Source organism: Pseudoalteromonas prydzensis (genome assembly GCF_001661495.1).
Taxonomy (GTDB): domain Bacteria; phylum Pseudomonadota; class Gammaproteobacteria; order Enterobacterales; family Alteromonadaceae; genus Pseudoalteromonas; species Pseudoalteromonas prydzensis.
In genome coordinates this window covers 419,787-441,412 of the sequence record NZ_BDDT01000002.1, presented here as the reverse complement: position 1 = coordinate 441,412, position 21,626 = coordinate 419,787, and the positions used below count along the sequence as shown (strand labels likewise).

Genomic DNA, 21,626 nt, shown 5'->3' with positions numbered 1-21,626 from the left:
TGTGCGCTATATTGGCGGCTTCGGAAAAATATTTTGGCTAGAGCAAAACGAGTGGCTTCAAGCAAGTAAGCAATGGGACGAGTCACAAGAACAACACATGATTGAGCACATGAATAGCGACCACCAAGATGCAATGAGCCTGATTTTAAAACAACACTATAACCTTGATGACGCATCACCAATTATGAGTGGTTTATTGCCGCAAGGCTTTTACCTACAAAGCCTAAAAAATAATTATTACATAGCATTTAGTGAGCCATGCGACAGTCCGATGGCAGTGCGTAAAGCACTAGTAAAAATGACGCAAGATGCTAGAACAAAAAGTATTGCTTAGTAACAACTATAAGATATGGAACTTTATTTGACTAGGCTTACCTAATATTCAAATCAATATGGAGAACCCCATGAAAGACTTACAAAAATTAGTAGGCAGTCTAAATAAATCAGGTGCATTAAGTGGCTTTTTGGGTGGTGTAGCCGGTGGCGGCTTAACCAGCTTAGTGAGCGGTAAAGGCAGTAAAAAAACCGGTAAAAAAGCCATAAAATATGGCGCACTTGCAGCTGTTGGTGGCTTAGCTTGGAAGGCCTACAAACAATACTCGGAACAAAATAGCAACACACAACATCAGACAGCTAAACAAACCAGTAATTTTGACTATGCCCCCGAGACAATGCCAGAGCAGTTTTTTCAACACGTTGTAGAAGATGAAAGCGGAGCGGGCCAACTAATTTTAATGCGAGCAATGATTGCTGCTGCATATGCCGATGGCCATATAGACGAAACAGAGCGGCAAAAAATATTTGCTGCTGTTGAGAATATGCAACTCTCAATGCAAGAAAAAGCCATGTTGTTTGATGAATTGCGCAAACCAATGCAGCTTGCAGAGCTAGTGCAAGCCGTACCAGATGCGCAAACAGGTATCGAAGTATACGCCGCCAGTGCCAGTGCTATTGATTTGCAACAATCCGTGTCAGAACAATATTTGGCAGCACTTGCCAATCAACTTTGTTTACCAAAAGAGTTAGTTAGCAATATTCATCAACAATTAGCGCTTCAGTAACAGCCTAGCTTCACTCCCCCCTTTGTATTTATCAAAATCACAAAGGGGTGGCTATACTATCCCAGTGCTCACAACCAACAAGGAAACAAGTGTGCTATCGCGTTTATATGATTTCATGCCAGGTCTAAATACGTTATTTCATTATGAACGAAAGTGGTTTGCTGATGATGCCAGAGCCGCACTATCTGTTGCCGCTGTTGCTTTGCCGGTTGCTATTGCCTATGCACAACTTACCGGGGTAAATGCCGCCGTTGGCTTGTACTCATGCATACTACCGATGATCCTATATGCTCTGTTTGGCAGCTCCAAACAACTCATTGTTGGCCCTGATGCCGCAACCTGCGCCGTTATAGCTGCGGTAGTCACTCCCCTTGCAGCAGGCGACACTGTTAAGCATTGGCAACTCGTTGTTACTATGACCGCCATGACTGGCTTTTGGTGCTTAATTGCCAGCAAATTTAAATTAGGTGTACTGGCTGATTTTTTATCTAAACCAATCTTAATGGGCCTGTTAAACGGGGTAGCCATTACCATTATCGTCAGCCAATTTTCTAAAGTGTTTGGCTTTACCTTTGATGAGAAATACCTACTTGAGCGTTTAGGTGGCGTGCCCACCTATTTAGCACAAACTCATATTCCCACCTTGTTAATGGCCTTATTCACTGTTGGTGTGTACTTTACAATGAAACGGCTTAAACCAAGCTGGCCGGCATCTATGTTTGCGATTGCATTTGGTGCCGTGCTTGTATGGCTGTTTAATTTAAAGCAGTTTGATATTAATACCATTGGCACAGTTAGTGGTGGCCTACCAGTATTTAACACCCCGATTTATGATATTGGTATTATTCGTGAACTTGTCGTACCGGCACTTAACTTAGCAATCGTAAGTTTTGTCAGTATGATGCTTACAGCACGCAGCTTTGCCGCTAAAAATGGTTATGATATCGATGCTGATAAAGAATTCAGAGCCTTAGGCATTGCAAACTTTGCCTCTGCTTTATCGCAAGGTTTTGCCGTCAGCGGCGCTGATTCGCGCACAGCAGTTAACGATGCTGCCGGTGGTAAAACACAATTAGTATCAATCATTGCGGCGGGGATCATCGCTATCATTGCTTTGTTTTTAACAGCGCCGCTTGAGTTTATCCCCAGTGCCGCATTAGGGGTTGTGCTAATAATTGCGTCAGTTCACTTATTAGACTTAAAAGCCGTATGGCAATTAAAACGTAAAGATAAACACGCCTTTTATCTTGCATTAGCAACCTTGTTTGCCGTGTTATTTATTGGCGTAATACCGGGCATTACGCTCGCGGTATTATTGGGTTTATTTCAATTTATTCGCACTGTAATGCGCCCAACAGACAATATATTAGGTGTTGATATTAACGGGGTCGTAAGAAGCCTTGATGCCACTGATAAAGCAAAAGCAGTGCAAGGAGTGTTTATCTATCGTTTTAATTCCCCGTTAACTTACTTTAATGCCGGTTACTTTAAGCGGCGATTACTAGAACAATATGCACGGCAAAAAGACGATACCCAATGCGTTATTATTGATGCTGTGCCCTGCTTCACTCATTTAGATTTAAGCGTGATGGCGATGCTCGCCGATTTAGACGTGATCTTCAAAAAGCGTAACATTAGATTAGAAATAGCAGGCAGAAAACGACAACTGCTGTCATGGTTTGAAGTTGCCGGTATGACATCCGGCAGAGAAGGCATTTATATCCATTCAGATCTGTATATTGCTTTACAGAAAAACAGCGTCAACCAGTCAAGTGCAGAAGTAAGCATATTCGAAACTGACGAAGTTAAGGATACCAGCACACACCAAGCCTAAATAAATATTAAGCCGTGTTAGCCCTTTTCTGCAACCGACTAACAATTGCTTGAATGCAGGTATCTTTATCAACAACCCATAAGCCATAGCTTATGGGTAACATTTCAATTTTTGCACGACTAAATAGTTTATAAGTATCGAGTTCAAAAAAGTCAGCCCAAGGTCCAGGGTAACCAATCAAATCTATAGCTAAATACTGACCATTATATCGACATAAAATATCAACCTCAGTGCCCGCAACAGCATAACCAGACCATGTCTCAATCTTTAGCTTCGTCAGCTCTTGGATTACATCACGTTGAAAATCATCAATATCAGATAAACGCGTATGAACGGCTGAAAACTCAGTTATCGAGCCTAAATAACGTCTTAATAAATACTGTTCAGGTAACTGTGTTTCATCAATAGATAAAAATAAATGCTGTGCTTGTCTTGCCCGCGTTATAGTCACATTAAAAACATCTGCTTTATTTAAATAGACTGCCGCACGTTTAGCATCGTTATCCACCGCAAAAGAGATCAACATTATATCGCGTTCCTCCCCCTGAAACCCAAAAGGGGTGGCGGCTCTCAGTTTGTGCCTAATTATTTCAGCTTCACTAAAGTTAGCGCCTATTTGCTTAGCGATAAAGTCTGCTTGGCTTCGAAATGGCGAAACAACACCAATACTGTGATACATCCCGCTATCTCGATCATCACTCATTTGCTGCTTAATACACGCTATTATGGCACTTGCTTCAAGCTGATTAACACCATTTTTATCCCTTTCACCATTAACGCGGTGGATAAATAAATGACCACTGCTTGTACACGGGCGATGTTGCATTACTTTTAACTTTGCTTGATAAAAATGCGCGTTACTAAAATGGATTAACTCAGGTTTACTTCTAAAATGTTCATCTAAAAAGGCTAATTGCTGATCGCTGTTGAGCGCATTTAATGTCAAATCTAAAATTGAGTTATCACGATAACTAACGACCCCTTCACTTGAGAGCGATAAGTGATTTTTAGCACGAAGCTGAGTCTCTTTAGATTTGGCTAAAAAGGAGTAATGCCGTAGTTGTTTAGTATCTCCAACCACCAACGCTCGCTTTGCCCGATAAAGGGCTGGTAAACAACTGCTAATATTGCACTGCGTTGCTTCATCGATAATAACTAAATCAAACATTTGCGGCTTTAAGGGCAATACTCGATATAACGAATTTAAACTCACTAACCACACCGGAAATGCCGCTAGCAATGATGAGTATTCTATATTATCAAATAACTCAAACTGCCTTTTAGAGGTACGACTACGAATAGCCTGATTAAATGCCTGTAACGATTTACGCTGAGTGTTAACTAATGCCCGTAAGTTATTATTTTTTAACGCGGTTAAATAGCGACTCGCCAACAATTCTCTGCTTGTTTGTTGATCGTTAATTTTATCTAAAGCAGACCACTGTCTTGCGAGCTGTTTAATACTGCGCTGCGCCCACTTGATGTATAAATTGCTTAACCATCGCATATCTTTATCTTCAAGCTTTTTAAGCCGTTGACCTCGTATTATTGCTTTGCGACAAAACTTATTAAAGCGTTGCTCTAAATCATGCAGTATTGCGTTTTGTGCTCTTAGCTCTGATTCAAAAATAGCTGGGGCTTTTTCCTGCTCGTCCGCTAAATACCCAGACAATAAATCAGCAATGTAGTCTTTTAATTTTTTTAAGAACGCTTTTTGCCCAGCCCGAATTGATACATCACTTAACGCAAAGTTTTCATTCAATTTATCTGCAATCACATCAAGTGCCGGATCATTATTTGCGACAATCAGTACCGACTCACCACGGGCCATGTGCTCAGCAGCAACTGCGGCAATGGTGTAGCTTTTCCCTGTCCCCGGCGGCCCTGATACACAGCCTAAATGTGCATTAGCAGCTATCGAAATAACTTTCTTTTGCGGGGCTGATAATAAGCCTGGTAAGTAGTCATACTTTAACTCTTTAGTACTTATGGACATCTCATAACCTGCAACTAACGCGTTAATTGGTGGTGAAAGCGTCGCTGAGTCGGTGATCTCTTCAAGCTCGTGTAGTACACCCCGACTACTAGCTGAGCGCTCTACAAACACCAATATTGATGCAGGTAACAAGGTTACAGTGCTACTTTTTAAGGCGGTTTTAATTTCCTCAAAATTGGCTAGTTCTGGGTAGTTTAAAAGCGTTAATAAATTTAATTCAATGGGGCTTTGTTTTAGTATTGAGGTCCAAAAATAGGGGGACTGAATATCTGCGGTGTCATCAAGCAATTCACCTTCTGGCATTAACAGTTGAGTGAGCGATTCATTAATTTCAGGTTGAGAATCGATAACCGAAAAATAATAGTCATCGTCATTGTCTTTTTCTATTACTGCTTCATTAAATAAAATCGGTGAAACAACTTGTTTAATCTCGCCTTTTATCTCAAGTTTACCGACCAAAATAAACCGTACATATAATAAAACACGCTCTCGTTGATAAACCTCAACGCGCTTCATCATTGGCTCTGCAAATTGTTGTGGTATTGGTAATCGGGGTAAAAAGCCCGAGCCTAAGTCATCCCTTCCTTCAAGTACGTGGCAGTCTTGTTTTTTTAATTTACTCAAATCCCATAGGTTTAAGTCAGCACTATCTTCTTTGTAGCAATCGCGGTAATAACTAAGTACGTTTTGCTTACTCACATTTAAATTCCATTTCGATTTATGCGCTATCGTTAAGTTGTGCCAAGGGCTTTAAAAGTTAGGCCTTTTTCACAAACTTTGCCGTTACCATCATTTCGCCTACCCCATCAACTTTACAATCAAGTTGGTGGTCTTTTGTATCTTTGATCCAGCGGATCACGGCTTTGGTGCCGATTTTTATAACTTGCGAACTGCCTTTAATTTTTAAATCTTTGATCACAGTGATTTTATCGCCTTCGGCCAATAAGGTGCCATTAGCATCTTTGACTATAACTGTGTCTTCATCACTATCACTTTTAGGGTCCCATTCGTGCGAACACTCTGGGCAAATCAATAAGCTTAGATCTTGATATACATATTCAGATTGGCATTTAGGGCAAGCAGGCAACGACATAATAACACTCTGTAAAAATCATTCTGCGGCTATGGTAATTGCTCAAGCAAAGTTTGTCTAACTGAATACATTAACTTACAAGCGGTGTTTATTACTTGGAATATTCGTTTGATTATTCTAGTATCAGGTGGTCCAAGCTTATAATTTGTATATAAATGAAATCATTTCTTTCGTTATATTTTGCCAACCTTTTCTTGATTATTGGCACCAGCTTACTAACAACCTATTTAGCCCTTTATTTAGGGCAGCACGGTACGTCAACCTTATGGATAGGTTTGATGACCTCATGTTATTACCTCGGCTTATTGCTGGGGGCTAAGCTTGGCTATCATCTCATAAAGTCGGTCGGTCATATTCGAACCTTTGCTGCGAGCACTGCCGCTGTAATTGCCTGTGTAGCAGCACATGGAGTAAGCGATAACATCTATGTTTGGCTTGGCCTGCGGCTTTGTGTGGGCCTTGGCATGATGTGTAATTACATGGTACTGGAAAGCTGGCTTAACGAACAAGCGGCTCCTGAGTCTCGTGGTAGAGTGTTTTCGTTTTATATGATCACGTCCTACTTAGGCACTATTTTAGGCCAGTTTGCTTTAGCTGAATTTCCAGCGTTAGGGTATGCACCACTGTTTTTAGTGTGTATGGCGCTGGCTATTGGTATTATCCCAATTTCAATCACCCGTAGAATTCACCCCAAACCATTAAAGCCAATACAAGTAAGCCTGTTTGATTACTTTAAAAAAGTGCCACAATCTATGACTGCGGTGCATTTTGCGGGTATTATTAATGGTAGCTTCTACGGCCTTGCGCCTACTTTTGCAAAGCTCTCTGGCTTTAGTTCATCGGAAATCGCCATTTTTATGTCTGCCACTATTTTAGCTGGTTTATTAGCACAATGGCCTATGGGGATGCTATCAGATAGAGTGCGCCGCAGTGTGTTATTACGCAGTAATGCAGTCGCCATCGGCGTAGTCAGTCTTGCCTTGTTTTTACTGCCTATTTCGCAAACACTCGCCTTTATACTGACATTTTTATTCGGCTTGTTTGCATTTACGTTATACCCGTTATCATCAGCGCTGGCCAACTCTCGCGTTGAAGATGAAGAGCGCGTTGGCGTATCTTCTGCATTGCTGGTTGCCTTTGGTGCGGGCGCAGCCCTTGGCTCAACGGCTAATGCGCAGATCATGAGTTATTTTGGCCATCAAGCGTTATATGCATCATTGGCGACACTAACCGTGGTGATGTATTTATTGCTTACTTTCATCAACTCAAAACAAAAGGTAGAACAACCAGAATCGAGTGATTACGTGGTCGGCACGTCTGATGTTACCAATTCGCCACTGGCTGCAACCATGGATCCTCGCATTGAAGAAACCACCGCCCATGATCAAATGCTGGTGGTTGATGACGTTGATGATGAATATGAAGAAGATAACGATGCCTCTTCGAACATCAATGTGCAAGGGGATCTTTTTAAAGATTTTCCCGAGCAAGAGCTAACCAATGAACTGAAAAAGTAGCGATTTATGCTAAACAATTAAGCAGGTAATGTTGATGATTTACCTGCTTTGCTTTTTATTTTAAATAGCTGCCCACCTTCTCACCTGCAATCTTAGAGTCTGTACTTTTATAAGGCCGATTGCTTAGCAAAGGTTTTCTGGGATGTGTTCAGGTAAATGCAGATTTAAGTTATCTCTAATGTAATTTTTTAGGTCCTTGACGAACCAGTTCTTTGCCGTTTTCAAACACATCTTGGGTTACCCAGCGCCCTAACAACAGTTTATGGTTATCATCAAGTATGGCTACAAACGGGCGACCGTTAGCATTATTAGTTGCTAATGCCACCCCTGCTACATTCTTTAAACCCAAACCGCCATTATCAACCAGCAGTAAAAATGCTTCTAGCTCTTCAAGGGTCTCGATTACATCGTTATCATTGATCATCTTGTTTACTCTGTTACTTCTGAATGCACTAAGAGTATCAGTTTGCATGGCACAGGTTAAGTAAACAGGTAATTAACGTATTTATTTGCGCTTAACTTATATACGTTAGATAGTACCTCTAAACATCGCTGTAATTGCATAGGACACACATGATCAAATTAATTTTAAGCACGAGCTTGCTTTTATCCTCTTTTTCAACAATAAGTGCCTCTTTAACTGTTGAAGAACAGCGTATTGAAAAAGCCAGCACCGCCATGCCAGAGGTTTTAGCCGCATTTTCTAAAGAGATAACTCAATTTGAGCAACGCTGGAAAAACCTAAAAAGCTATAAACAGGCGACTGATTTAGTTCATGATTATTCAAGCCAACTATGGCTGGATGCAAAGCAACGTATCATAACAAGTAAAAGCTATGATGATCGCGAGCTTTACTGGGCACGGTTACTTTCAAGTAAAACGATCCGCACCACAAAACCTGATTTTCCAATTACATCAGCAGAGCAAAGTACATTGCTAACACTGCTTGAAAATGGCAGTCGTGGCCGCACCGATTTAGCTTACTCGCAAAACACTAATAAAAAGATTTTACTAACGGGGTTTGATCCGTTTTTATTAGATATAAATATCGATCAAAGCAATCCTTCAGGTGTTGCCGCGTTATTACTTGATGGTCAAGTGATCACCTACAATGGCATTAGCGCTGAAATAAATACCGTAATGGTGCCTGTACGCTATGAGGACTTTGACCAAGGCATCATTGAGCAGCTGCTTGCGCCCTATTATGCACTTAATAACGTTGATATGGTTGTTACTGTGAGTATGGGTAGTAAAGAGTTTGACCTTGAACGGTTTCCGGGAAAACGACGCAGCGTAACAGCGCCAGATAATGCTAATATCGTTTATGGTGGCACGGCAACAGCACCGCTGGTGCCCAGTCTTAACGACCGCCCACTTCCTGGCAGTGAGTTCGTACAGTTCAGTTTACCCGTTAAGCAAATGCAGCAAGCCCAAGGGCAATTCAAGATAAACGATAACCACAAAGTAATCACCCTTGAGAAAGCGTTTGAAGCAAAAACACTGGCAGAGCTTGAAGGAGCTATAGCTGTTAAAGGTGGCGGCGGTGGTTATCTGTCGAACGAAATTTCGTATCGCAGTATCCGCTTGCGCGATCAGCTAAACTCAGACATTCCTACAGGGCATATTCACACTCCACGTATTGCGCAGTTTGAACCAGAAACAGAAGCTAAAATAGTGCAGCAAATTAAAGCAATGCTAGAGCAAAGTTTAGTCGCACTATAAAACCGAGATTAAAAAACGGCTATTAGTAAACTAATAGCCGTTAGTAAGCCACCTACTCGGTGGCTTTTTTATACTCTTTAGTACAGCTCAAATACAGGTCTGTCGTTTTCATCGTATTTCACTGCAAATACCCGTGCATGACGGTTTGGATCGTAAAGGGGATCTTTAATTATTTCGGCAAGCGAACGAGTGTCTGTTTTTGGCACAACACTAGGTTCGCCAACAGCATCTTCATAATCACGTGCGTGATAAATACATAGCGGCGTCACATCGTCTTCTGCAACAGTAAAACAGTTATGCCCTGGGCCAAAAATCTTCTTATCAACATCAGTTTCAAGCACCGGCATACGTGTTTTAGTCCATGAATTACGATCAAGTAAATCATCGTTTTCATCTGCTTCCATATAACCCATACAATAACATGCGCCTGTGGCACTGGCCGAAAATGCAATAAAGATTTTGCCGTTGTGTTTTAATACCGCCGGGCCTTCGTTCACCCAAAAATCGACACGTTCCCAATCATAGTCAGGGGTTGTAAGCATAAACTGCACTGTTTTTAACTTGATTGGTGATTCCATCTCAGCTAAATACAAGTTGGATGCTGCAAATTGCCCACCGGTTTTTTCAGCCCAACAAAAATAACGCTTGCCGTTATTTTCAAAGATAGTCGCATCTAGTGAAAAATCAGTGAATGACTTATCATCACCTTCAGCCGCTTGCATCATACCCAACTCAACCCACTCATCATTGAGCGGATCTTGACCTTTGCACTCAAGTACATACGGACGCAGAGCCCAAATATCACCTTCTTCACTAGCAGCAAAATAGATATACCATTTGCCGTCTAAGTAATGAATTTCCGGTGCCCAAATATGACGACTCATAGGACCGCTTTCGTGCTTAAACCAAATATCAACCGTTTCTGCGTCTTTTAAACCAGCTAATGTTTTTGATTTTCTCAGCTCGATACGATCATACGTAGGCACTGAACCTGTAAAATAATAAAAGCCATCGTTGTGCTTATGCACAAATGGGTCGGCACGCTGCTCTACTAGCGGACTATTTGTTTGTATTGTCATCACTCAACCTGATTGTTAATTTTGATTTGTATTATTTTATTACTTTTAGTGCAAAACACAAATATAACACTATTTTTAACAAACTGTGAATGCAATTATAACTACAACATCAACTGACAAGTGAGAAAAAAGCAAACTCTTTGGGTTTAACTACAAACTAAGATCACTAAGCGTTACTATCAGCAGATACAACAAAAAACCATCAAATTAAATCATTTGCGATCAGCCAGTATACTCTTTCAGCTATGCTAGGCACCAAATTATAATTAACATTTGTTCACAAAATAATTTTTTAATCACCTCCGGTTTCGTACCAAGTATAGATAAATTAATCATTAAATATCAATGAAATAAGATTTTACAGTGCTTAAATCCTAGCCTAAGCCAGTTTAGTTTTATTTTTCAAGGTATTTGACAGCGTTGTCAATCGCGTGCTAGTTTCATTTTAATGTTAAATAAATGATAACTAAAAGTTACTTAAAACTGAGTATCCAACTCGCTAACGTTGCCCTAAAAAATTAAAGTAAGGAAAGTTAAAATGAAGAGCCACCTGATTGGGTTTAAACCCAGTAAAACCTTTATTGCTGTATCACTTGCTACTAGCGCTGTTATTTCAAGCAACGCGTTTGCAGCGAGTTGTGACGGCATAAACACTTACCCAGACTTCCCACAAGTAGATTGGCAAGGCAACCCTAGCCACGCCAACGCGGGGGATTTAATGCAGCATGAAAACAGCGCTTACAAAGCGAAGTGGTATACAAATTCAATTCCAGGGAGTGATGGTAGTTGGGCCTTCGAACATCAATGTGGCGATCCTACGGATCCAACTGACCCTACAGATCCCACCGACCCTACAGATCCCACCATTCCAACAGACCCGAAACTAGGTGAGATATGTAAAGACTACAGTATTTGGAGCCAAGGTACTGTCGCTAAAGCAGGCGATACACTGGTGAATGATGAATATATCGCTTACACCGCTAAATGGGAAACATCTTCACGCCCAGGTAGCGATGACACCTGGAACTGGCAAGTAAATTGCGACGGTACTGAACAAGGCACAGCACCACTGCTTTCATTACCCAATGCCAATGATCCGGTTAATTTAGAAATGCCTGGTTGGCCTAGTGACTTTGTGGTTGCAAGCCCAGCATCTTCGGCGCCAGCTCACCTTAGCGTTAATCTAATTAGCAGTGCTGATTTAGCGGATATCACTAAACTTACCAATGATTTTGTTGCTGTAATTGGCCAAGCTGCACAAGCTGGCACTACGTCTATCATTCTACAAAGCAATGTTCTTGATAATATTACCTTAGATAAAGGCGTCTCTTTAGGGGTGATAAGTGTTAAACAAGCTTTAACTGATGCCTTAGCAACAACAAATAAAAGCGGCAGTATCAACGTTGCCGACATTGACGCCTTAACCGATGACGCCATGGGTTGGGCGCAGGCACAAAACTTGATCATGACTGCAATCGCACCTAATGCGACTTTTGGTTGGTCATTGAGCATTGGTGACTTTGCTTTTGATACTCATTCAGGTAAGCGCTCAGTGTGGAATGCCGCATCAAAAGCAACAGCTGACTTACTTGATACCTTATCGCTGTATAAAGGTGCATCTAAAGCTGACTTTATCGCCTTCACTAAATCAGCTAGCTCCGCGAGCTTAACTAGCGATCAGTGGCATAATGCCCTTGAATACGTTAAGCAAGTCACTGATTTTGTTCAAGCACCGGCAATGCTGTCATCGGTACCAACTGCACAGGCTACAACTTACTTTATGGGTAACACCTTAGGCGAAAGTAATATTCGCAAAGCCGCGCACAGTAATCTATTTGCTATCTTATTTGATACTGACAGCACTGATTTAACAAATAAAATAGCCAGCTATCAGAGCAGCCCTGTGCCTCTTTATTATGTTGGTACACCTGCTAATGTTTCATCTCTAACTAGTATCGCATCATTAAACAATGATTTAACTAATGCTGAAACAGTGATGGATAGTGAAGTATTTTTGTACGAAACGCCCAATTCAACTTGGGTTCCTTCAACTATTTATAAATGGGCTGACTTTTTAACGGGCTTAAACTCAATGCATAACGTGGGTGTTGCTGGCGAAAAGTTCTGGCTAATTGACAGCTCAGCAGACGATGCCACCAATGCCATGTACGCTAAAGTTGCGATTGCGGCATTTTTATCACAAAGTATGCAAGAAACTATACGGTTTGATGCCTGTGATGAAAACAATTGGTCAGAGGTAAAATACGGCGCAGCCGTCGACTACCCAATGACCGCCAGCTGTGGTCAATTAGGGCAAAAATATGCTGATTACGGTACTAATCCGGTTTCAGGAAACGATCATCCATACTCATGCCCACGCGATGAAAAGATGGAGCAAACAGCCACCACACATGCTAAATGGTATGGCGCACCAGCCCCCATATTTGTGGCTCCCGATGCCGTACTTGCAGAGCAAGGTTTATTAGTTAATGGCAAAGTAGGTCGTTGGACCAATGCCGGCCACTGTAATACCGTACCAACCGCTATCGATACCTCTAAACAAGTTTACGAGCGCGACGAATGTAAGCAATACGTAGGTCAAAAAGCCGGCAGCTTTATTTGGGATGGTAGTGATGAAAGTGTGCAAGGCTGTGGCTGGTGGGGTCGTGGTGTAATTCAAACCACAGGCCGTCAAAACTTCGGTACTTTAAATCACTTTGTTGGCCGCTCACATGTTGACCCTGATACCATTGGCACAACCATTGACGGCGTAACTGTTGCAGCAGCACCAGAAAGCCCGCTATACGCAGACTTAGATTTATGTTCAAACCCAGGACTGGTTTGTAGCTCAGAAGAACATAAAGAAATTAAGTGGATTGCCGGTTTATTCTTCTGGGTTAATTCAGTACAAGCCTACAGTAATGAAGGTGGCCCTTATGAAGGTTGGGACTACTATACAGAGCTGAAAAACTATGTGGATGGTGGCTTACAAGGCACCGCCTTTGTTGATGCAGTATCTGGTATTGTAAATCGTGGTTGCCCTGATGATCATTGCCCAGTGAGTGGTGAAGTACACGCGATTGAAGAGCGCCGCGCTAACTTTAAACTAGTACTACAAAAGCTGGGGTTAAATCCACAGTAATATAACGCCAAAGTAATACAATTCTGTATTAATAAAATGCCTGTTGATGACCTATCAGCAGGCATATTTGTATCTATTTTAATTGCTATAACGACACTTCACCATACAAACTCCTAATGTATATAGTAATTATAGTATCGAGCAGAGCAATACTTACTTAAGCTGTTTCACTAGGCTATTAGCCGCAATTACTATTGGCTCAGCCGCATCGGGACTATTGCCCAACACGGCAAGTATATAGCCCTTATCACGATAAATGTTAAGCTGTGCACTCATGCCTAAGTGAGCGCCATTATGACCAATAATTTTATTACCCGCTTCGCCTCTGACCGAAAAGCCATATCCATAATTAGGCGAGTGAAGATCTGGTTTTGCTGACGTTGCCTGTAGTGTTAGTACTGGGTTTAGCAACTGGTTATTAACTAAGGCAAGTGCGAAATGATGCAAATCACCAACAGTTGAGTACCCACCACCAGCAGGGCCCCCTTTCACGGCTTGCTTCATTAAGTTTTCAGTGATGGCATTGGTTTCAAACGAATACCAATAATTCCTCGCTGTATTTTTAACTGGCACATCTAAATCAAAACTGCCACTGTTGGGCATACCCGCTTTTTGATAAATATACTGTTGAATAAAAGCGTAGTAATCCTGCTTTGAAACAGACTCAATAACATGACCAAGCATGCGCATACCGGTACTGCTGTATTGCCACTGACTACCAGGCTTAAAATTTAATGGAATATTTTTATATAAGAGCAGTGAGTCTTGCAAAGTGCGAATTTGTGATTGCTTAGCTTCAAAACCCGCAATGTCACCCAAACCTGAGGTATGCGTCAATAGTTGCTCTATGGTGATAGAATCAAAGTCGCCTACTCCAAAATAATCTCTATCCATGTATTGAGTGAGTTTATCATCAAGCGAGAGTTTATTAGCTTCAATCAATTGCATAATCCCCACACTAGTGAACATTTTATTCATAGAGCCAATTTGAAATTTAGTAGTAAGATTATTTTTTATGTCATAGCGCCTAGATGCCAAACCGTAGGCTTTAGTGAATAACACCTTATCATCTTTCGCAAATAACACCGTTCCCGAAAACACCCCATTTTTAGCCAGCTTTTCTGTTAATTTTTGAATCGCTTGAGTTACTTTTAATTCAGTTACACTTTCATCAGCTAGTTCAAATGTTTCATTCAGCGAGAGATACCAATTGGTAATTTTATGATGTTGATCAAATGAAATGACTGAATCATAACTAAGCCCTGTCGCGTTAGAATGAACATAACTAGTCACCCTAAGTATTTGGCCTTGCTGATCGTGTTTTATACTTTCTAATTTCAGTTCCTTGTGTAAGTTGGCCATATTCGTTATGTAACCGATATAACGTTCTCGACCAGTTCCTTGCCAACGATTAAGGCTTTGTGGTGCAAAGTGATCATCAACGTAATTGATAATTGCCTTTGAATCGTTACTATTAAAAACAGTTAAAAATTGTTTAACTACCGAGTCTGTATTTTGTTGAGAGTCATCAGGCTGCTTTGCAGCAATATAATATGGTAATACCAGAAGTAATATTATTTGCATCAGTCGCATTTTAACGTGTTCCTTTTTTTCATTATTTGTTTATCATAAAAACAGAATTAACTGGCTGACTTTGATAACGTCTAATTCACAGATAACCGATGAATTAGTGCTTAAAAAACAATTAAGAAAACATTAAGGCGAAAATAATCAATAATAACAATAAATTAGATAAAAGCTTTGATACCCCGTTATTCTTTAATGTATTCTATCTTAACGAGGCACGTGTAAACCCAACATCAGGGGAAGTCTCTGCTCATGGTCATACACAACTGCTCGAGCCTAAAGTAATGACGATGCTTATTGTATTGTGTGAACACGCAAACAGCATTATCTCAGCCGAAGAGCTATTTAAGCGAGTTTGGCCCCGCTCTATTTACAGCCCTAACTCGGTAAGACGCAATATTGCATTACTGCGAAAAGCATTGTGTGATAACGATAAAGAGTTAATAAAAACACACCCTAAACGTGGTTATAGTTTACAAGCAATAATTACATCACCAAGTGGCCGAGCCAACGCCAAGACTTTCACAAAACCTAAAGTGAACAGCCATAAAATAGCTCTCTATGTCGCCGTTCTTTGTATCTTGAGCCTCTTAGTCGTTACTTGGACTACTTTGCACAGTACTACAACGCCACAACAGACTTTAAATAACCTAAAGCCCATTACCGCAAGTAAAGCTATTGAGCGCTACATGCGTGTTAACCCAAATCATGATCACATGGCAATTATAAGAAGTGAGCCACACCAGAGCACTAATAGGCATATTTATATTCAAGATCTTAAGCGTAAAAAAACATGGCAAATAACGAAAGAAGCACAAAACTACACATACCTAGCTTGGCGCAACGCCAATTCATTAGTCTATTCAGCAGCACACGATAACGGTATTGAGTTTGGGCAAATATTATTAGATTCCGACTTACAGCTCCCCCAGCAAAAACCACTTATTAAACGTGGTGACATAAGCTGGAATAGCCCATTTTTTATAGATAAAAAACAACAACTATTTTATCTTGGTAATACTAACGCTTCTGAACATAGCCGTAATGTAACGCTTTATCAGCACAGTCTTATTTCAGGTGAGATAACTAAACTACTCAGCCCAAATGATGCGTTCAAACCTTATAAAATTAGCTTATCTCCCGAGCATGATACCCTTGCTGTTATCGGCTTTAATAAACAATCAATTTCTGTGGTTAAAACTTTTGACATTAAAACTGCACAATTTGAGACAATAAAAGCGCTTGATCACAATTGGTATTTTTTAACTTGGCAGCAAGACCAACAATCACTCTTGCTCAGTAATGGAAAAGATTTGTCTGAACTTCATGTTAGCGGCCAGTGGCAGCCACTATCATATAATAACTACCATTTTCTGCAGTATATCCAAGCTATTGAAGGCAGACTTTACTTTCTAGAAAAGCGCACTGACGAAGATGTATATCTTGTACAAAGAAGTGACTTATCAAATATAACAACAATTTCAGATTCAAATAGTGTAGATACTAGCGCTGCTGTATCACCAAATGAAAAAATGGTTACCTATATTTCCAGTAAAAACGGTATTCCACAATTATTTTTAAAAGAGCTTGATTCAAATAATGAATCTATTATTTTTAACAATCACAGAGAAGAACTCGCACTTGCGGCCCCTGTTTGGCTAAATAACACACACCTTATAAGTGCAGTTAATAACCGCTCCTTTGTAATAAGCGTGTTAGATAATGACGTAAATATAAAATGGTTAGATGATGTGGTCGGCATCCCGCTCATAATGCTAGAAAACAAAGATACATTTATGTATGTTGATAAATCAGCTCAGGGAGATTGGCTTTACAAATACAACCTAACCACGTCACAAAAGCAACCATTGCATGAGCAGCTAAATGCTCGCCAATTATTTAAAAATGAACAGCAACAGTTAATCGCGGCCTCCGACAATACAATTGAGAATATTAGTACCAAAACAAAATTAGTTACAGTGCCAGGGGCAAAGCTGCGTGCATTTCCAAGCAAAGATGGTATTTACTATCGCAGCTTTGAAAACAACAAATACCAACTTGGGTTTTACAGCTATAAAAATGAAGGAGAAAAGCCTCAACAAGAGTTGGATTCAATATGCGAGCTAATTTGTGACCAGCTAAAGGCTGTTACAGAGAGCTATTTTTTACTCTCAAATAAAACAACTCAGGCAGATATAGTGTCACTTGAGATCCAACGAGATGAATAGCTTATAAACAATTCACTGTTTTAAGCACTAAAATAGAACGTTGCGATTACTCCATTATATAAATACACAACTGAATCTATTTTATTTTCACTCGTGCACAACCTGTGTATTAACTCATTTGGAACTTTAAATCCGCGCAAACAGCTATTTGGTACTGAATAACTGCGAAGCTTTTGCAGTATTGAGCTCTATACCTATATCGTGATTTTTTGCTGGTACTCAAAAACCACAGCAAGGTCGTCCTCAAGCCTACTTATAAATAGATTAAATTGCAGTTTTTACATTTCATCATATCTTCCCTCGACATTGTAAAAAAAACAACGTTATACCATCACTTAATGAAACACATGAATTTACACTCGCTCAGACATAATAAAACACTCTTAAAATATTTAATGGTGTGTTTGCTGATGTTTAGTGTTTTTTCACCGTGGCACTCAACCGTGCACGCAGTGCAAAATAGCACTGAATGCCAACTCTGCATAAATTCGTTTGATTTTGACGATTTTTTATCCCCTACCACCAGCGTTTTTGAACCTGAAACAAACCTATACGGTGCTGTTTTAACTGTTCTGCCCTCTTTATTTGGCGGATCAGTTGTAACCACTGGAAACCGCGATCCACCGAGTACGCTTTAAAATTTACTATTAAAAATCGTTTTACACAGACTGTTTGTCATCAGGCAAGCAGCCCGTTTTAGTGCAAATTTTAGAGATAACATAATGAAAATTAAGTATTCACCATTAGTTTTAGCGGTATTAACTGCTATCAGTTCACATGCTATGGCAGCAGAGAAACAAATTCAAAAAGATGAAAGCGATTTAGAAAAAATTGTTATTACTGCATCTCCAATCAAACGTACCGTACTTCAATCAAGTACACCTGTATCTATTTTGAGTGGCGAACAACTTGATCAACACCAAGCCGCAACCTTAGGCGAAACCTTGAAAAATGTACCCGGTGTACACAGCTCTTATTTTGGACCTGTTGCCAGCAGTCCAATTATCAGAGGATTAGATGGACCTCGAATCAAGGTTGTACAAAACGGATTAGGTGCATCTGATGCCTCGCGCGTTGGTCCCGATCACCAAGTATCAACGGAAACATCAACAGCAACACAAATTGAAGTATTACGCGGCCCAGCCACCTTACTTTATGGCAGTGGTGCTATTGGCGGCGTAGTTAATGTGGTTGATAATCGCCTACCTGTAGAAAGACAACAAGGTATTAGTGGAGAGGTATTTGCTCAGTACGATAACGTAGCAGATTCAAAAACAACATCCACTGATTTAAATGCCGGAACAGGTGACTTTGCTGTTCATATTGATGCCTACAATCGTAATACTGGTGACTATAAAATACCTGTTCCTGCTGATATCAATGAAGATGGCGGTAACACAAAACTCTCAAACTCAGCAATCGATGCACATGGCTATAATTTAGGTGCTGGCTGGATAACTGACGATACACGCGTAGCTTTTGCTTATGGCTCAATGGATTCAGAATACGGTTTACCAGGTGAAGATGGCGTATTTATTAAATTAAAACAAGACCGTTATCAAGGCGTCGTTGATTGGAATAACCTTGACGGTTTTATAAAATCAGTGCATTGGCAAAATGCATATACTGATTATCAGCACTCAGAAATAGAAGGCACAGAAATAGGCACTACGTTTAAGAATGAAAGTATCGAGTCTAGGCTGTGGGCAGAGCACAATGCGGTCTATGGCTGGCACGGCATTGTTGGTTTGCATTACAACAACAGTGACTTTGAAGCGATTGGCGAAGAAGCCTTTACCCCACCAACAAAAACAGACAGCCTAGCGGCATTTGTCATGGAAGAAAAGCAAACGGGTGCTTTACTGTGGCAAGTTGGCACACGAGTCGAACAGCTTACTCATAAAGTAAATAACCAGTTTTTTGATGAGCTAGCAGTTGATAACAGTATATCTTTTGAAGACCAAGATTATACCGTAGTATCAGGTTCTGCTGGAGTAGTTTGGAGTCTTACGGATAAGCATTCATTGGCCTTTAATTATGCATACTCACAACGCGCGCCCTCTTCATCTGAAATTTATGCCTACGGCCCACACATAGGCTCAGGTACATATGAGGTAGGCGGTGCTTTTGATGTTGTTAATAATAATGATGGTACTTACTCAGTAGCTCAAGTTGCCCAGAGTATGGATAAAGAAGTATCAAACAACTTAGACGCTACATATCGCTATAATGCTGATAACTGGAATGCAAGCTTAAGCCTGTTCCAAAACCAAGTGAATGATTACATATACGAAGATGTAAGCAACCTTGTGCTCAGTGATGGTGAGTTTATTACGGCGCAAGATTATCAACAACAACTAAACAACGGCGTAGGCTCTGACGAAGAAACCGACGGTTTACCTGTTGTACTCTTTGCCCAACAAGACGCAAAACTCTATGGGTTTGAGGCACAAGTAGACTGGCACTTAAACGAGCAGTGGCGATTAGATGTGTTTTCGGATTATACCCGTGCGAAGTTGGATAAAGGTGGAAACGTACCACGCATTCCACCTTTACGCGTTGGTTCATCACTGCATTATGAGTATGGTAACTGGCACACTGAAGTTGAAGTCATTCGCAACAGTAAACAAGATAAGATAGCTGCTAACGAAACATCAACCGATGGCTATACCATGGTATCAGCTGCTGCCAACTACTATATTGATTTAGGGAAGGTTGATATGACAGTATATTTAAAAGCCGATAACCTAACAGACCAAGAAGCACGTGTGCATTCATCATATTTAAAAGACGAAGCCCCCCTTCCAGGCCGCTCAGTTAGCCTTGGCGTAAGGGCGCGTTTTTAAAAAAGACGCTTAGTCACAAGGTTAAATTAACAACAAAAATCCCCCCGCATTTACATGCGGGAGGTTGTTTAATAAGTAATGTAGTTGTTTAGCTAAAAAGCTTTGAGCAACACATAACTAAACTTCGTGAAATTAAACTAATTTTGAGGGTAAGTGACTAGCTAGCAAGTGAGTGCTGTTAATTATTTAACAGTGTAAACCCCAAAAGCTTAACAGCAAAAGGAGTCTACATGTAGGTTGGCAGCTATATCGTAAATTATTTGCTCCAGGTAATCTCAGCTAACTGATTGGTTGCTGTTTGATGAATAATAAGCCCATTATTCCCCATTCGCATATGCCTTATTAAGCCTGAATAAACGCCCTCTTTACTGGGTATTTGCCAACTTTGCATGGTTTCAGTTGCAAGGTCGAACCTGACTAAGGTTTCAGGGCGCTTGGCTGACTCGTTAAACCAAATTGCATTATCTGCATACTCAATAGCATACGGGTGACTATCTTCGCCACTGGGATTATCCCACTGAGTTATTTTAGCCGTTTTTGGGTTATAGCGACCTAGTTTACCCAGGCCTGAATTAACATAAAAAACCATATCATCCGCCGTTATGGCAAGTCGGCGGGTATGAGTATTCGCGCCAGGTAGTTTAATTTCGGTCAGTTTCATAGAGCTTTTATCGACCTTAATCAAACAATTACTGCCATTGCACGACACCCAAGGAGTACCGTTTGAATCAAGCTTGATACCGTAAGGCCGCGAGTCCGCGGTTGGCAAAGTAACTAATTTAATATCACCACTTTTAGGATTGAGTTTACCAATCATATTACTGTGTTGTAGGGTAAACCAAAACGTCCCAGCATCATCAAACACACCGGTATGTGGGTCGCGGGCTTTGTTATCTGGCATTTTATAAACTTTAAACTGCTCCGTTGCTAAATCTAAGTAGCCAACGGTGCCATTTTTATTGCCTAAAAACCAAGGGGTCTGGTTTTTATCAAGTGAGACACTGTGTGCATACGTACCACTGGGCAATGTGTACTCTTTCATATCACCCGTTTTTGGGTTTAACCTACCGAGGATATTCCCCCATTGGCCAACCCACCAGATAATACCGTTTTCACCCTGTACGGGATCCCGCGCACGTTGCCCAAGTGTGGGCACTTGCCAGTATTTAAACTGCAGCTTTATATCACCAGATACAACCTTTGACTCACGCTTAGCGTTTACCGGATAATTATTTGCCAAATACGCGCTTAACTCCTCAGTTAATTGACTATTAGCGCTGGTATCAATCATATAGCTCATTAACGTCTGCCAGTGCGCTTTACTGTAACCAGCACTGCGCTCTATATTGTTAAGGCTATGGCAGCTAGAACAAAGCTGCTCCACTAATTGGCTAGGCTCTTTACTCATCACTGATAAAGGTGCAGTAGCTGCACCCAGCAAGATCATTGCGACTATATATCTATTGTGCTCTTTATCCATACCGCCCCCATGCTTTTATTATTTAAAGCATAGGGTATAAA

The 21,626-nt window shown here is 40.7% G+C and carries 14 protein-coding genes; 8 read left to right on the top strand and 6 right to left on the bottom strand.

From position 1 onward, the window contains the following. Nucleotides 1–97 precede the first annotated feature (97 nt). From A7968_RS23785 to A7968_RS06335, 3 genes are all read left to right on the top strand, one after another. Nucleotides 98–334 carry a DUF2470 domain-containing protein gene (locus tag A7968_RS23785; protein WP_371850145.1) on the top strand — a complete coding sequence of 79 codons (237 nt, stop codon included), beginning with the start codon at nucleotides 98–100 and terminating at the stop codon, nucleotides 332–334. A 70-nt stretch (nucleotides 335–404) separates the two neighbouring features. Further along, nucleotides 405–1,061: a tellurite resistance TerB family protein gene (locus A7968_RS06340; protein WP_064665728.1), complete on the top strand. Its 657-nt coding sequence runs from the start codon at nucleotides 405–407 to the stop codon at nucleotides 1,059–1,061. A gap of 91 nt (nucleotides 1,062–1,152) precedes the next feature. Continuing rightward, nucleotides 1,153–2,895 carry a SulP family inorganic anion transporter gene (locus A7968_RS06335; RefSeq protein WP_064665727.1) on the top strand — a complete coding sequence of 581 codons (1,743 nt, stop codon included), beginning with the start codon at nucleotides 1,153–1,155 and terminating at the stop codon, nucleotides 2,893–2,895. A 7-nt stretch (nucleotides 2,896–2,902) separates the two neighbouring features. Here A7968_RS06335 and A7968_RS06330 read toward each other — a convergent pair whose 3' ends face one another. Then, nucleotides 2,903–5,590, bottom strand: a complete 2,688-nt coding sequence (locus A7968_RS06330) for a DEAD/DEAH box helicase (RefSeq protein WP_064665726.1) — start codon at nucleotides 5,588–5,590, stop codon at nucleotides 2,903–2,905. Between the two features lie 58 nt (nucleotides 5,591–5,648). After that, nucleotides 5,649–5,984 (bottom strand): zinc ribbon domain-containing protein YjdM, encoded by a 336-nt coding sequence (locus tag A7968_RS06325; protein ID WP_064665725.1) that lies wholly within the window; start codon nucleotides 5,982–5,984, stop codon nucleotides 5,649–5,651. Nucleotides 5,985–6,139: 155 nt separating this feature from the next. Between A7968_RS06325 and A7968_RS06320 the strand changes: the two genes are divergently transcribed. Further along, nucleotides 6,140–7,501: an MFS transporter gene (locus tag A7968_RS06320; protein ID WP_064665724.1), complete on the top strand. Its 1,362-nt coding sequence runs from the start codon at nucleotides 6,140–6,142 to the stop codon at nucleotides 7,499–7,501. Between the two features lie 175 nt (nucleotides 7,502–7,676). Here the strand turns inward: A7968_RS06320 and A7968_RS06315 are convergent, their stop codons facing one another. Continuing rightward, nucleotides 7,677–7,925 (bottom strand): hypothetical protein, encoded by a 249-nt coding sequence (locus A7968_RS06315; RefSeq protein ID WP_064665723.1) that lies wholly within the window; start codon nucleotides 7,923–7,925, stop codon nucleotides 7,677–7,679. A gap of 149 nt (nucleotides 7,926–8,074) precedes the next feature. On the opposite strand from A7968_RS06315, the gene A7968_RS06310 reads away from it, so the two are divergent. Beyond that, nucleotides 8,075–9,223 (top strand): PA0049 C-terminal domain-containing protein, encoded by a 1,149-nt coding sequence (locus A7968_RS06310; RefSeq protein WP_064665722.1) that lies wholly within the window; start codon nucleotides 8,075–8,077, stop codon nucleotides 9,221–9,223. A 77-nt stretch (nucleotides 9,224–9,300) separates the two neighbouring features. Here the strand turns inward: A7968_RS06310 and A7968_RS06305 are convergent, their stop codons facing one another. Continuing rightward, nucleotides 9,301–10,302, bottom strand: a complete 1,002-nt coding sequence (locus A7968_RS06305) for a family 43 glycosylhydrolase (protein WP_064665721.1) — start codon at nucleotides 10,300–10,302, stop codon at nucleotides 9,301–9,303. 538 nt (nucleotides 10,303–10,840) lie between these two features. Here A7968_RS06305 and A7968_RS06300 point away from each other — a divergent pair. Further along, nucleotides 10,841–13,444, top strand: a complete 2,604-nt coding sequence (locus A7968_RS06300; RefSeq protein ID WP_064665720.1) for a cellulose-binding domain-containing protein — start codon at nucleotides 10,841–10,843, stop codon at nucleotides 13,442–13,444. Nucleotides 13,445–13,597: 153 nt separating this feature from the next. Here A7968_RS06300 and A7968_RS06295 read toward each other — a convergent pair whose 3' ends face one another. Next, nucleotides 13,598–15,037: a serine hydrolase domain-containing protein gene (locus A7968_RS06295; protein WP_064665719.1), complete on the bottom strand. Its 1,440-nt coding sequence runs from the start codon at nucleotides 15,035–15,037 to the stop codon at nucleotides 13,598–13,600. Nucleotides 15,038–15,159: 122 nt separating this feature from the next. On the opposite strand from A7968_RS06295, the gene A7968_RS06290 reads away from it, so the two are divergent. Next, nucleotides 15,160–17,259 carry a winged helix-turn-helix domain-containing protein gene (locus tag A7968_RS06290; protein WP_307568492.1) on the top strand — a complete coding sequence of 700 codons (2,100 nt, stop codon included), beginning with the start codon at nucleotides 15,160–15,162 and terminating at the stop codon, nucleotides 17,257–17,259. Between the two features lie 722 nt (nucleotides 17,260–17,981). Continuing rightward, nucleotides 17,982–20,105: a TonB-dependent receptor gene (locus A7968_RS06280; protein ID WP_064665716.1), complete on the top strand. Its 2,124-nt coding sequence runs from the start codon at nucleotides 17,982–17,984 to the stop codon at nucleotides 20,103–20,105. A gap of 256 nt (nucleotides 20,106–20,361) precedes the next feature. Here A7968_RS06280 and A7968_RS06275 read toward each other — a convergent pair whose 3' ends face one another. Beyond that, nucleotides 20,362–21,585, bottom strand: coding sequence for a Vgb family protein (locus A7968_RS06275; protein ID WP_084448058.1), 1,224 nt, complete (start codon nucleotides 21,583–21,585; stop codon nucleotides 20,362–20,364). Nucleotides 21,586–21,626 lie beyond the last annotated feature (41 nt).